The sequence below is a fragment of the uncultured Massilia sp. genome (assembly GCF_913773735.1).
Classification (GTDB): Bacteria; Pseudomonadota; Gammaproteobacteria; order Burkholderiales; family Burkholderiaceae_D; genus Telluria.
Genome location: NZ_CAJYEB010000037.1, coordinates 117,244 through 129,539, shown reverse-complemented (window position 1 = coordinate 129,539; position 12,296 = coordinate 117,244). Strand labels below are relative to the sequence as shown.

The 12,296-nt window shown below is 70.0% G+C and carries 12 protein-coding genes; 1 reads left to right on the top strand and 11 read right to left on the bottom strand.

Annotated features, from left to right (window positions below; translation table 11 throughout):
* Window positions 1–216: 216 nt before the first annotated feature.
* From QZ749_RS19470 to QZ749_RS19455, 4 genes are all read right to left on the bottom strand, one after another.
* The gene (locus QZ749_RS19470; RefSeq protein WP_296950049.1) at window positions 217–1,410 is read right to left on the bottom strand and encodes a PLP-dependent aminotransferase family protein; all 1,194 of its coding nucleotides are present in this window, start codon (window positions 1,408–1,410) and stop codon (window positions 217–219) included.
* Window positions 1,411–1,527: 117 nt separating this feature from the next.
* Window positions 1,528–1,989: a RidA family protein gene (locus QZ749_RS19465; RefSeq protein ID WP_296950047.1), complete on the bottom strand. Its 462-nt coding sequence runs from the start codon at window positions 1,987–1,989 to the stop codon at window positions 1,528–1,530.
* A 17-nt stretch (window positions 1,990–2,006) separates the two neighbouring features.
* Window positions 2,007–3,005 carry a threonine dehydratase gene (locus QZ749_RS19460; RefSeq protein WP_296950045.1) on the bottom strand — a complete coding sequence of 333 codons (999 nt, stop codon included), beginning with the start codon at window positions 3,003–3,005 and terminating at the stop codon, window positions 2,007–2,009.
* A gap of 40 nt (window positions 3,006–3,045) precedes the next feature.
* Window positions 3,046–3,954: a DMT family transporter gene (locus tag QZ749_RS19455; protein ID WP_296950042.1), complete on the bottom strand. Its 909-nt coding sequence runs from the start codon at window positions 3,952–3,954 to the stop codon at window positions 3,046–3,048.
* A 178-nt stretch (window positions 3,955–4,132) separates the two neighbouring features.
* On the opposite strand from QZ749_RS19455, the gene QZ749_RS19450 reads away from it, so the two are divergent.
* Window positions 4,133–5,566 carry a PLP-dependent aminotransferase family protein gene (locus QZ749_RS19450; RefSeq protein ID WP_296950038.1) on the top strand — a complete coding sequence of 478 codons (1,434 nt, stop codon included), beginning with the start codon at window positions 4,133–4,135 and terminating at the stop codon, window positions 5,564–5,566.
* A 2-nt stretch (window positions 5,567–5,568) separates the two neighbouring features.
* On the opposite strand, the gene QZ749_RS19445 is transcribed toward QZ749_RS19450, so the two are convergent.
* The 7 genes from QZ749_RS19445 to QZ749_RS19415 all read right to left on the bottom strand — a co-directional run bounded on the left by QZ749_RS19445 (window position 5,569) and on the right by QZ749_RS19415 (window position 12,282).
* Complete coding sequence (locus tag QZ749_RS19445) at window positions 5,569–5,985, bottom strand: response regulator (RefSeq protein WP_296950036.1); 417 nt, start codon at window positions 5,983–5,985, stop codon at window positions 5,569–5,571.
* Window positions 5,978–6,499, bottom strand: a complete 522-nt coding sequence (locus QZ749_RS19440) for a GAF domain-containing protein (RefSeq protein WP_296950034.1) — start codon at window positions 6,497–6,499, stop codon at window positions 5,978–5,980. The genes QZ749_RS19445 and QZ749_RS19440 overlap by 8 nt, the downstream gene beginning before the upstream one ends.
* 101 nt (window positions 6,500–6,600) lie before the next feature.
* Window positions 6,601–7,143 (bottom strand): PEP-CTERM sorting domain-containing protein, encoded by a 543-nt coding sequence (locus QZ749_RS19435; protein WP_296950032.1) that lies wholly within the window; start codon window positions 7,141–7,143, stop codon window positions 6,601–6,603.
* 210 nt (window positions 7,144–7,353) lie between these two features.
* Window positions 7,354–8,712, bottom strand: a complete 1,359-nt coding sequence (locus QZ749_RS19430) for a sigma-54 dependent transcriptional regulator (RefSeq protein ID WP_296950029.1) — start codon at window positions 8,710–8,712, stop codon at window positions 7,354–7,356.
* Complete coding sequence (locus QZ749_RS19425) at window positions 8,709–10,490, bottom strand: ATP-binding protein (RefSeq protein WP_296950027.1); 1,782 nt, start codon at window positions 10,488–10,490, stop codon at window positions 8,709–8,711. The genes QZ749_RS19430 and QZ749_RS19425 overlap by 4 nt, the downstream gene beginning before the upstream one ends.
* Before the next feature lie 165 nt (window positions 10,491–10,655).
* Window positions 10,656–11,462, bottom strand: coding sequence for an ABC transporter ATP-binding protein (locus tag QZ749_RS19420; protein WP_296950025.1), 807 nt, complete (start codon window positions 11,460–11,462; stop codon window positions 10,656–10,658).
* A gap of 1 nt (window position 11,463) precedes the next feature.
* A complete protein-coding gene (locus QZ749_RS19415) occupies window positions 11,464–12,282 on the bottom strand; it encodes an ABC transporter permease (protein ID WP_296950023.1) in 819 nt (272 codons plus the stop codon).
* Window positions 12,283–12,296: the final 14 nt, after the last annotated feature.

Here is a 12,296-nt window from a genome sequence, read left to right as displayed (position 1 = left end):
CTCATGGAAGCCGCCCGGATAGGGAGGCGACCAAAATCATACACCTGTGATGCATGAATTTGTTCAAATAGTTGCTTGTCTATAAGCAAAATTTGTGACTTCCGCGCAACCGACAAATGTTCATCCATTTAAACATTTGTCTGTGTCACTTCGGCGAGGCGGGGCCGGGCCCCGCGCGCGGGCCAGGGCGGCGCGCGCGCAGGGCGGCCCGGCGGATCAGAGCTGCGACTTGATCAGCTGGCCCAGGGTGGCGATGCCCTCGCGGATGCGCTCCGGCGGCACGGTCACGAAGGACAGGCGCAGCGTGTTGGTTTCCGGCTGGTTGGCGTAGAACGGCGCGCCCGGCACGAAGGCCACGCGCGCGGCGATCGCCTGGTCGAGCAGCTTGGTGGCGTCGATCTGCTTGGGCAGGTCGACCCAGATGAACATGCCGCCTTCCGGACGGGTCCAGGTGACGCCTTCCGGGAAGTGCTCGGCCATCGCGTCCAGCATCACCTGGCACTGGTTGGCGTACAGGGTGCGGATGGTCGGGATGTGGCGGTCCAGGAAGCCGTCCTTGACGACTTCGTGCACGACCATCTGGGTGATCTGGGCGGTGTGCAGGTCGGCGGCCTGCTTGGCCAGCTCGAGGCGGCGCACCAGCGGCAGCGGGGCGCAGACGTAGCCCAGGCGGATGCCCGGGGTCAGCACCTTGGAGAACGAGCCCATGTAGATCACGCCGTCCGGGTTCATCGACACCATGCGCGGCATCGGCTCGCCCTTGTACGACAGCGCGCCGTACGGATCGTCCTCGATCAGCGGAAGGCCCAGGCGGGCGCAGGTCTCGACCAGTTCCTGGCGGCGTTCCAGCGACAGCGAGCGGCCGGTCGGGTTCTGGAAGTTCGGCAGCGAGTACAGCAGGCGGGCGCCGTCGGCCATGCCGGCGATCGAGGCGGGTACCAGGCCGTGCTCGTCGGTCTGGACCGAGCGGAATTCGGGGCGGTACACCGAGAAGGCCTGCAGCGCGCCCAGGTAGGACGGGGTCTCGACCAGCACCGGGCTGCCTTCGTCGATCAGCACCTTGCCCAGCAGGTCCAGCGCCTGCTGCGAGCCGGACACCATCAGGATCTGCTCGGGCAGGATCGTCGTGCCTTCCGTGGACAGGGAATTCGCAATCCACTCGCGCAGCGGGGCATAGCCGTCGGTCGGGCCGTACTGCAGGGCCTGCTTGCCGGTCTCGGTCAGCACCTTGTCGTAGGCGGCTTTCATGACGTCGACGGGGAAGGTGGCCGGGGAGGGCAGGCCGCCGGCGAAGGAAATGATTTCCGGACGCTGGGTGATCTTCAGGATCTCGCGGATGGCCGAGCTTTGCAGCTGCTGGGCACGCTCCGAGAACTGCCACTGGATGGGATTGGGATTTTCGATTTTCATACTTGTCTCACAGGAAGGACCGCTAGGGTGTCGGTCATTATAAGGCACGCTGGGTAGGCGGCTTTCAATAAAGAGCCCGCCTGGTGGGCAGGCCCCCGTTCGGGTACTGCCGACAGATTAAGCGATTTCCGCGATCAGTTCGATCTCGACGCAGGTGCCGCGCGGCAAGGACGCAACGCCGAAGGCCGAGCGGGCGTGCTTGCCGGCATCGCCGAAGATCTCGCCGATCAGTTCCGAGCAGCCGTTGGTGACCAGGTGCTGCTCGTTGTAGTCCGGGGTCGAGGCGACCAGGCTCATCACCTTGACGATGCGCTTGACGCGCAGCAGGTCGCCGCCGCAGGCTTCCTGCAGCGTGCCGATCAGGTCGATGGCGACCGAGCGCGCGGCGTCCTGGCCCTGCTCGGTGGTCTTGTCGCGGCCCAGGATGCCGGTGTTGACGGAACCGTCCGCATTCTTGGCGATGTGGCCGGACACGAAGACCAGGTTGCCGGTCTGCACGTACATGACGTAGGCGGCGGCCGGGGTGGCCGGTGCGGCCAGGGTGATGTTCTTTTCCTTGAGTTTGTCGTAGACGGACATGGTTTCCCCAATGTGGTTCATGGCTTGAAAGAGCCGGTATTGTACGTCCCCGCGGCCAGCACCGGTGCGAACAGGGCGGCATCGACGTTGCCGCCGCTGAGCGGCAGGCCGATCCTGGCGCCGTCCAGCCGTCCGTTCGCGCGCAACTGCAGCGCGGCGGCCAGCGCGGCCGCGCCGGCGCCCTCGGCCAGGTTGTGGGTGCAGCGGTAGTACAGGCGCATCGCGTGCGCCACCTCGTCGTCGTCCACCGCGACCACGTCGTCCGCCTGGTCCAGCACCACCTGCAGCGACTGCGGTTCGGGCACGCGGCAGGCCAGGCCGTCGGCCAGCACGGTCGATACCGGCGCCGCCACCGCGCGGCCGGCGCGGAACGACAGCAGGTAGCCGGGCGCCTGCGCCGACACCACGCCGACCAGCCGCACCGTCAGCCCCAGCGCGGCGCGCGCGGCCGCCGCGGCGCAGAAGCCGGAGCCCTGGCCGACCGGCACCAGGACCACGTCCAGGCCGGGCTGCGCGCGGAAGAATTCCAGCCAGCCGGTGGCGACGCCCGCCACCAGGTCCGGGTGGTACGAGGGCACCATGTGCAGGCCGTCGCGCCGGGCCAGCGCGATGGCATGCTCGCGGCTTTCCTGGAACTCGGCCCCGTACTCGACCAGCCGGGCGCCGAACGCGCGCATCGCCGCGTTCTTCTCGCTGCTGTTGCCATGCGGGACCACAATGGTGGCCGCGATGCCGTGGCGGCGCGCCGCGAACGCGACCGACTGGCCGTGGTTGCCGCGGGTGGCGGCGATCACGCCCGCCAGGCCGCCGCGCTCGCGCCGCAGCAGGCGGTCCAGGTAGACGAGGCCGCCGCGCACCTTGAAGGCGCCGGTCGGCGCGTGGTTCTCGTGCTTGACCCAGGCTTCCACGCCCAGGGCCTCGTCCAGCAGGGGCCAGCGGTATTGCGGGGTCGGCGCCATGGCGCCGTAGACCAGGTGGGCGGCGTCTTCGATATCGGCAAGGTCGGGCAGGGACATGCGGGCTCTCCAGTGGGTGGGAACGGGAAGGGTAACGGGGTCATTGGCGCACCCGGGCGCGGCGCCCCAGCGCCACCACGGCGACCACGGCCAGCGCGAACGCGCAGTGGACCGGGGTCAGCGGCTCGCCCAGCAGCAGGGCGGCGCCGCCCAGCGACAGGAAGGGCTGCAGCAGTTGCACCTGGCCGACGCGGGCCACGCCGCCCAGCGCCATGCCGCGGTACCAGAAAAAGAAGCCGATGAACATCGAGAACGCCGTCACGTAGCCGAACGCGAGCCACGCGCCCGCGCCGGCCTGCGCCAGCCCGGCCAGGTGCCCGGGACCCAGCACGGCCAGCAGGGCCGCCGACGGCGCCGCGGCCAGCACCAGCGCCCAGCAGATCACGGCTTCGCCGCCCAGCGTGCGCGCCAGGCGCCCGCCCTCGGCGTAACCCATGGCGGCCAGCGCCAGCGCGCCGAACACCAGCAGGTCGGCCCGGTGCAGGCTGCCGCCGCCCTGGACCAGCGCGAAGGCGGCCACCAGCCCGGCGCCGGCGGCGGACAGCAGCCAGAACCCGGCCGAGGGCCGTTCGTGGCCGCGCAGCGCCGCATACAGCGCCGTGCACAGCGGCAGCAGGCCGGTCAGCACGGCGCCGTGCGCGGCCGGCAGCGAACGCAGCGCCAGCGAAGTCAGCAGCGGGAAACCGACCACGCAGCCCAGCGCGACCAGCGCCAGCGGCCGCAGCGCGGCGCGCCCCGGCAGCGGCGCGCGGCGCCAGGCCAGCCACGCCGCCGCCAGCACGGCGGCGCCGAGCGCGCGGCCGAAGGTGACGAACAGCGGATCGAGCCCGGCCACCGCCATGCGGGTCATCGGCAGCGTCAGGCTGAACAGCGCGACCCCGGCCAGGCCCAGCAGCAGGCCGCGGGTGGCGTCCGCCATGCGGCCGGCGGCCGCTGCGGCGGGGGGCATGGCAGGGTGTACGGCAGGGTGTACGGCAGGGTGTACGGCGGCCGGGGCGGTGGTCGAAGCGGTGCGCATGGCATCTCCGGTAGCGTTGCGGTCAAGGGCGACGAGGATTATGCTAGACCCGATGGGCGATACAGTCCCGCTACACTTTTTTCGACAACCCGCGTACTGTACTGGCGATATGACCAACACACCCCCGCTGCACCTGCTGTCGCGCGAATCCGGCGAATCGCTGCCCGACCAGATCGTGCGCTCGATCGCCGCGCGCATCGACGACCGCCAGCTGCGCGCCGGCGCGCGCATGCCCTCGATCCGCAGCTTCGCCGCCGACCACGGCGTGTCGCCGTTCACCGTGGTGGCCGGCTACGACAAGCTGGTCGCGCAGGGGTACCTGGAATCGCGCCGCGGCGCCGGCTTCTTCGTGCGCGAGCGCTCGGCGCTGAACGCCAGCCTGCGCCGCCCGGCGGACGACGGCGCGGCGGCGCCGCCGGTGCTGGACGTGGTCTGGCTGATCCGCAACATGTTCCGCCAGTCGCCCGGCCAGCCGTCCAGCGCCGCCGGCGTGCTGCCGGCCGACTGGCTGGACGGCGCCGGCATCGCCGCGGCCCTGCGCGCCGTCGGCCGCCAGTCCGGCAACCTGCTGCTCAACTACGGCGCGCCGCAAGGCTATGCGCCGCTGCGCCAGCAGCTGCAGCGCCGGCTGGCCGAGCTGGACATCGAGGCCGGCCCGGAGCAGATCGTCACCACGCTGGGCGCGACCCAGGGACTGGACCTGGTGGCACGCGAATTCTGCCGTCCCGGCGACACCGTCTTCGTCGACGATCCGGCCTGGTTCCTGATGTTCGGCTCCTTCGCCGCGCTGGGCCTGCGCGTGGTCGGCGTGCCGCGCCTGGCCGACGGTCCCGACCTCGCGCGGCTCGAGGCGCTGGCCGCCGCGCACGCGCCGCGCCTGTACGTCATCAACTCGGTGCTGCACAACCCCAGTTCGACCACGCTGTCGGCGGCCAAGGCCTTCCAGGTGCTGCGCATCGCCGAGCGCCACGACATCGTGGTGGTGGAGGACGACGTGTACTGCGACCTGCACCCGGGCGCCGCCGTGCAGCCGGTGACGCGCCTGGCCGCGCTCGACCAGCTGCGCCGCACGATCTACCTGGGCGGCTTTTCGAAGTCGCTGGCGGCCAACCTGCGCGTGGGCTTCGTCGCGGCCTCGGGCGAGCTGGCCCAGCGCATCGCCGACCGCAAGATGCTGGCCTCGCTCACCACCAGCGAGGTCGGCGAGCGGGTCGTGTACAAGATCTTGTCCGAGGGGTTGTACCGCAAGCACGTCGAGCGCATCCGCGCGCGCCTGGACGCGGTGCGCCCGGGCGTGCTGCGCCGGATCGAGGCGCTGGGCCTGGCGCCGCGGCCGGCGCCGGCGGCCGGCATGTTCGCCTGGGTCGACTGCGGGCGCGACACCAACGTGCTGGCCGCGCGCGCGCTGGACGCCGGCCTGCTGCTGGCGCCGGGCAGCCTGTTCTCGCCCAGCCAGCTGCCGTCGACGATGATGCGGGTGAACGTGGCCGCGATGGCGGACCCGGCGCTGTGGCGCTTCCTGGCGCGCGAGTTCGGCGGCTGAGGTCAGCCGCGCGGTGGCGCCGGCGCGGCGCCGAAGTCGGCGATGGTGTCGAGCAGCACCCTGGCGCGGAACGGCTTCAGGATCACGCGGCGGATGCGGCGCTCGCGCAGCGCGTCCAGCAGCGCCGGCGAGGCTTCGGCGGCCATGATCGCGATCGGCATCGGCGGGCCGTCGGGCGGATCGCCCGCGCGCACGCGGTCGACCAGGCTCAGGTCGTAGCGTCGCTCGCCGCCCTTGCCGACGCAGTCGACGGCGATCACGGCGCCGTGGAAGGCGCGCACGCGCAGCATGCGCAGCGCGACGTCGCTGCCGGCGGCCTCGTGGATCTGGCCCAGGTTCAGGCTGCGCGCCGTCATCGCCACGGTACGGCGCAGCAGGTCCTCGGGTTCGACCAGCAGGAAGTGCTTGCCGTCAGCCATGCGCCGCCTCTTCCCCGGCCGGCGCTTGCTCCCGCCGCGACAGTTCCATCACGACCAGGTCGCGCAGCGTACCGAGGATGCCCAGGTCGAGCGCGTCCAGCGTGCGCGGCCTGCGGTCGATCAGGCACAGCGTGCCCAGGCGCTCGCCGGACGGCAGTTCCAGCGGGGCGCCGGCATAGAAGCGGATGAACGGCGCGCCGGTGACGAGCGGATTGTCGGCGAAGCGCGCATCGGCCAGCGCATCGGGCACCACCATGACGTCGGGACGCAGGATGGCGTGGCCGCAGAACGAGACGTCGCGGCCGGTCTCGCAGACGTCGACGCCGACCTTCGCCTTGAACCATTGGCGGTCGCTGTCGAGCAGGGTCACCAGGGCAATGGGCACGTCGAATTCCTGGGCGGCGAAGGCGACGATGCGGTCGAACCTTTCCTCGGGCGGGGTGTCGAGGATCAGCAGGTTGTACAGCGCGGCCAGGCGCGCGGCGTCGTCGGCGGGGCGGGGGGCGGCTTGCATCGGTGCGGTCGGGGCGGGTCGGGATGGGGGCAATATAGCAGATGCGTGCGGACAAAAAAAAGACGGTCCGTGCGGACCGTCCTGTCCTGCGCGAGCGGCGCTCAGCCCTTGCGGCGACGCAGGGCCAGCGCGCCCAGGCCCAGGCCCATCAGGGCCAGCGATGCCGGTTCCGGTACCGGATTGGCCGGCGGGGTCGGGTCTTGCGGCTTCAGCGAATAGGTGGCGGTCAGCGTCGCCTTCTTGAAGACGATGTCGCCGTAGACCATGTTGATGCCGCCGTTGATCTTGCCGTCGGCCTGCAGGTCGGGCAAGGTATTGACCAGGTTGAGCGTGAGGCTCGACGCCGTGAGGTCGGACGACGCGATGATGTCCGACCACGTACTCACCGACAGCCGGAAGCTCTCGCCCCATGCGACGTCGCCGAAGTCGAAGACGATCTTGGCGCTCGCGATGTCGTACTTGGTCTTGTCGTATCCCGTGCCGAGATCGAAGGTGAAGCTGGTCGAGTTGGCCTTGACGTTCCAGCTCGTCAGCGTCAGGTTCGGGTTCGGGTCAACGACGGACTGGGAAGTCAGCGGCGTTGCCTGGGCAGCCAGCGAGGCGGTGGCGAGCGCGACGGCGGCGATGGTCTTTGCGACATTCATTGTTTTTCTCCCTTGTTATGGACGCTTTCCAATAAGCACTTTCCATGCCATAGAGAAAATATTCTTCGCAAACAATTAGTTATTTTTTGGTATCAATGTTTGCGGAATGTCACTGTAAAAAAACCGACAGCGGATGGCGCCGGTTTCCCCGCGATCCCACCGCGACGGTCGTATCGCCGCCAATCTGCTGTCAATCATCTCGACAAGTATTTACCTCTTGCCTGTGCCGATCTGGTACTTCTTGAGCTTGTCGTACAGCGTCTTGCGCGGAATCGACAACTCGTCCGCCGCCAGCGCCACGTTGTGGTCGGCCGCGGCCAGCGCGCGCACGATCAGGTCGCGCTCGAACGCATCGACCTGCTGCGGCAGCGAGGCGCCGGCGTCCGCGGGATGGACCGGCACGGCGGCGGCCACCGGCACCGCGGCCGGCGCGGGCACGGCCGGCGCCAGGCCCAGCACCAGGCGCTCGGCGAAATTGCGCAGTTCGCGCACGTTCCCCGGCCAGTCGAGCGCCTGCCAGGCTTCCATCTGTTGCGCGGTCCAGGCGGGCAGCGGGCGCTGGTGGCGCAGCGCCGCCTCCTTGACGAAGTGCGCCAGCAGCAGCGGAATGTCCTCGCGCCGCTCGCGCAGGCGCGGCAGGTCGACCGTGACGACGTTCAGCCGGTACACCAGGTCTTCGCGGAACCGCCCCTCGGCGGCCAGCTGCAGCAGGTCGGCCTTGCTGGCGGCGATCACGCGGCAATCCAGCGCCACCGCGTCGTTGGCGCCCAGGCGCTCCAGCTGGCGCTCCTGCAGCACGCGCAGCAGCTTGACCTGCAGGTTCAGCGGCATGCTCTCGATCTCGTCGAGGAACACGGTGCCGCCGTTGGCATACTCGAGCTTTCCGATGCGCCGCTTCTGCGCGCCGGTGAAGGCGCCCGCCTCGTGGCCGAAGATCTCGCTTTCGAACACCGACTCGGGCAGGGCGCCGCAATTGATGGCGACGAAATTGCCCTTGCGGCCGCTGGCGGCATGGATCAGGCGCGCCACCACTTCCTTGCCGGTGCCGGTCTGGCCGTTGACCAGGATGTCGACGCCGGTCGGCGCGACGTTGCGCACCACCATGCGCAGGTGTTCGATGGCGCTCGACTGGCCCACCAGGTCGGGCGTGTCCGGATGCAGCACGCGCGCCGCGCGCAGTTCGCGGTTTTCCAGCACCAGCCGGCGGCGCTCCTGGGCGCGGCGCACGGCGTCGGCCAGGCGTTCCGCCGCAAAGGGCTTTTCGATGAAGTCGTAGGCGCCGCTGCGCATGGCTTCCACCGCCATCGCCACGTCGCCGTGGCCGGTGACGACGATCACCGGCAGCTCGGCATCCATGGCTTTCACCTGCGCCAGCAGCTCCAGGCCGGAGCGCCCGGGCAGGCGCACGTCGGTGACGATCACGCCCGGATGATCGGCGCGCAGCAGCGCCTGCGCTTCCTCGGCGCTGGCGCAGGCGGCCACCTGGAAGCCTTCGAGTTCCAGCGTCTGGGCGGTGGCCAGGCGCAGTACGGCCTCGTCTTCCACGAGGATGGCCTGCAGCGTGTTCATGGGGTGCTCTCTTCGTTGCTTGGCAGCGGCAGGCGCAGTTCGAACTGGGCGCCGCCGCCGTCGTGGTTGTGGGCGGCCAGGCGGCCGTTCATGGCCTGCACGATCGAGGACGAGATCGCCAGGCCCAGGCCGAGTCCCTGGCCGGACGGCTTGGTCGTGAAGAAGGGTTCGAACAGGTGGGCCGCGACTTCCGCGCTGATGCCGGGGCCGGTGTCGCGGATGCGCACGACGGCCCAGCCGTCCTCGCGCGCCATCGTTACGTCTACCTGCTTGCGCGGCGCGTCGCCGACGGCGTCGAGGGCGTTGCGCAGCAGGTTGATCAGCACCTGCTCGATGCGCACGGCGTTGCCGGTCACGTGCAGCGGCGCCGCGCCGGTATCGATCGAGAGCGCCGCGCCGTGGCGCCGGAAGTCGCTCTCGAGCAGGAAGGCCGAGGCCTGCACGGAGCGCGCCAGGTCGACGCTGGCGATCGCCTCGTCCTTGCGCGCGAAGCCCTTCAGCTGGGCGATGATGGCGCCCATGCGCGCGGCGGCGTCGCCGATGTGGCCCAGGTTGCCGGCGGCCTGCTCGACCATGCCGCGCGCCAGGAAGGTGCGGCCATTGTCGGCGAAGGCGCGGATCGCCGCCAGCGGCTGGTTCAGCTCGTGCGTCATGCCGGCCGCCATCTGGCCCAGCATGGCCAGCTTGCCGGCCTGGACGAATTCGTCGCGGGTGCTGCGCAGCAGGCGCTCGGCTTCCTGCAGCTTGGCGTACTTCTGTTCCAGGTGGCGGTTGGTCTGAGACAGTTCCTCGGTGCGGTCGAGGATGCGCCGTTCGAGGTCGTGGGCGGCGCGCTGCAGCGCGGCGCGCGACTCCGTGCGTTCCTGCAGGCGCCGGCGGCGCTGGTGCAGCGCCCAGCCGGACACACCGGCGCAGGCCAGCAGCAGGGCGGCGGCCAGCGCCCACTGGGCGCCGGCGCGCAGTTCGCGGCCGCGGCCCGGGAACAGCATCAGCTGCCAGCCCAGGCGCCCGACGGCGCGCGTGACGTAGGGGCCGGCCGGCTCGCCGACCGGTGCGAGCGCCTGGCCCATGTACTGCTGCGTGCGCGCCAGCTCGGCGCGCGTGGCGGCGCTCAGGGGATGCAGGCTGTGGTAGCGCCAGGCCGGACGGTTGGTGCGGAAGATCACGCCGTGGCGGTCGGCCAGCAGGATCGGGTCCTCGCTGCTGGCCCAGGTGCGTTCGAATTCGTCCAGCGTGATCTTGACGGCGATGACCCCGTCGACCGGCCCGCCGGCGCTGCCGTTGCGGTACACCGGCTGGGCGATGAAGTAGCCGGCCTCGCCGGTATTGGTGCCGATGCCGTAGAAGCGGCCGGCGCGTCCCGCCAGCGCTTCGCTGAAGTACGGGCGGTAGGAAAAATTCTTGCCGACGAAGCCGAGCGGCTGGTCCCAGTTGCTGGCGGCGATGGTCAGGCCGTCGCGGTCCATCAGGTACAGCGCGCCGACCTGGGCCTGGCGCTGGATCGCCTGCAGCGTCGCGTTCATGCGCGCGACGGTATCCGGGTCGTCGGCGTGGGCGAGGGCGTTGGCCAGCTCGCGCTGCTGGCCCAGCACGAAGGGCAGCGTCTCGAAGCGCTCCAGCAGCGACTGCAGGTCGGGCGCCATCAGCTGCAGCTGGCGGTGGCCCTGTTCCATCAGGTCGTCGTGGGCGCGGCGCGCGCCGAGGAAGAACGCGCCGGCCACCACGAGCGCGCAGGCGGCGGCGTAGAGGAACAGGGTCAGGAGCTTTTTGGCGCGCATGCGGGATTGTACTGTGGCGCGATATGGAAAGAACGACGGAGCAAGACAACGTCATCCCGGCGCAGGCCGGGATCCAATGTGGCGGGCGTGGCCAAGAAATTGGGCCCCGGCCTGCGCCGGGGCGACGGTGGGGCCTGCGCCGGGGCGCCGTCGTCGAGGGGCGGCTCAGTCCACCGCCGCCATCTTCATTTCCGCATCGTGATGGCGCTGCTGCTCTTCCATCACCAGCATGCCGAGCTCGCGCTTGAGGGCGTTGAACTCGGGCGCCGACGGGTCGCGCAGGCGCGGCAGGTCGACCAGGATGTCGCGCTTGACCGTGCCCGGGCGGTAAGTCATCACGACGATGCGGTCGGCCAGGTAGATCGCTTCCTCGATGCTGTGGGTGACGAAGATGATGGTCTTCTTCAGCTCGGCCCAGATGCGCAGCAGCTCGTCCTGCAGGTTGCGCCGGGTGAGGGCGTCGAGCGCGCCGAACGGCTCGTCCATCAGCATGATCGGCGAGTCCAGCGCCAGCACCCGGGCGATCGCCACGCGCTGGCGCATGCCGCCCGACAGGTCCTTCGGATAGCGCGTGCGGAAGTCGTGCAGCGACAGCATGTGCAGCAGCTTGTCCACCGTGGCGTCGATCTGCGCGCGGGACTGCCCCTTGATCTCCAGGCCGAAGGCGACGTTCTTCTCGACCGTCATCCACGGGAACAGCGCGTATTCCTGGAATACCATGCCGCGCTCCGGGCCGGGGCCGGTGACCGGCTTGCCGTCGGCGACCAGCGTGCCGGACGAGGGCAGCGAGAAGCCGGCGATGGCGTTGAGCAGCGTCGACTTGCCGCAACCCGAAGGGCCCAGCAGGCAGACGAACTGGCCTTGCGGGATCTCCAGGTTGATGTCCTTCAGGGCGACGACTTCGCGCTCGTCGGTCTTGAACACCTTGTTCACGCCCTTGATGTCGATGTGCGTGGCGATGTGCGTGGTCATGTCAGTTCTCCAGGCCGCGGTGCCAGCGCAGCAGGTGGTTGTTCAGGCGGTTCATGCCGATGTCGATCAGGAGGCCCAGGATGCCGATGCTGATCATGCCGGCGATGATCTTGTCGGACCAGAAGTACTCGCGCGCCTCGAGGATGCGGAAGCCCAGGCCGTTGTTCACGGCGATCATCTCGGACACGATGACCACGATGAAGGCGGTACCGATGCCGATGCGCACGCCCGACAGGATATACGGGACCGCGGCCGGCAGCATCACGCGCACGAACATCGTCGTCTGCGACACGCCCAGGTTGCGGGCGGCGCGGATGTAGATGCCGTCGACCTGGCGCACGCCGGCGATGGTGTTCATCAGCACCGGGAAGAAGGCGCCCAGCGCGATCAGGAACACGGCCGGCGCGTTGCCCAGGCCGAACCACAGGATCGACAGCGGGATGTAGGCGATCGGCGGGATCGGGCGCAGCACCTGCATCAGCGGGTTGAACCAGGCATAGGCGCGGCGGCTGGCGCCCATCAGGAGGCCCAGCGGCAGCGCCAGGCCGGCGCCGACGGCGAAGCCGACCAGCACGCGGTACATGCTGCCCAGGGTGTCGAGCCACAGCTCGCCCGACACGGCCCAGGCCAGCCAGGATTCGCCGGGCGCGCGCTCCTGCAGCGGCAGCGCGTACTCGACGAACTTCTCCGCCACCGCCAGCGGCGAGGGCAGCACCTGCGGATTGATCCAGCCGAGCGTGGCCGAAGCCTGCCACAGCGCGATCACGACGATGGGCACGATGGCGCCCACGGCGGTTTCCCGCCAGTTGGTTTTACTCATATCGGGTCTCGCTC

Bases quoted from the DNA above. Each gene is read 5' to 3' on its own strand.
- QZ749_RS19470 (WP_296950049.1), bottom strand. From the start codon at position 1,410: ATGAAAATCGAAAATCCCAATCCCATCCAGTGGCAGTTCTCGGAGCGT.
- QZ749_RS19465 (WP_296950047.1), bottom strand. From the start codon at position 1,989: ATGTCCGTCTACGACAAACTCAAGGAAAAGAACATCACCCTGGCCGCA.
- QZ749_RS19460 (WP_296950045.1), bottom strand. From the start codon at position 3,005: ATGTCCCTGCCCGACCTTGCCGATATCGAAGACGCCGCCCACCTGGTC.
- QZ749_RS19455 (WP_296950042.1), bottom strand. From the start codon at position 3,954: ATGCCCCCCGCCGCAGCGGCCGCCGGCCGCATGGCGGACGCCACCCGC.
- QZ749_RS19450 (WP_296950038.1), top strand. From the start codon at position 4,133: ATGACCAACACACCCCCGCTGCACCTGCTGTCGCGCGAATCCGGCGAA.
- QZ749_RS19445 (WP_296950036.1), bottom strand. From the start codon at position 5,985: ATGGCTGACGGCAAGCACTTCCTGCTGGTCGAACCCGAGGACCTGCTG.
- QZ749_RS19440 (WP_296950034.1), bottom strand. From the start codon at position 6,499: ATGCAAGCCGCCCCCCGCCCCGCCGACGACGCCGCGCGCCTGGCCGCG.
- QZ749_RS19435 (WP_296950032.1), bottom strand. From the start codon at position 7,143: ATGAATGTCGCAAAGACCATCGCCGCCGTCGCGCTCGCCACCGCCTCG.
- QZ749_RS19430 (WP_296950029.1), bottom strand. From the start codon at position 8,712: ATGAACACGCTGCAGGCCATCCTCGTGGAAGACGAGGCCGTACTGCGC.
- QZ749_RS19425 (WP_296950027.1), bottom strand. From the start codon at position 10,490: ATGCGCGCCAAAAAGCTCCTGACCCTGTTCCTCTACGCCGCCGCCTGC.
- QZ749_RS19420 (WP_296950025.1), bottom strand. From the start codon at position 11,462: ATGACCACGCACATCGCCACGCACATCGACATCAAGGGCGTGAACAAG.
- QZ749_RS19415 (WP_296950023.1), bottom strand. From the start codon at position 12,282: ATGAGTAAAACCAACTGGCGGGAAACCGCCGTGGGCGCCATCGTGCCC.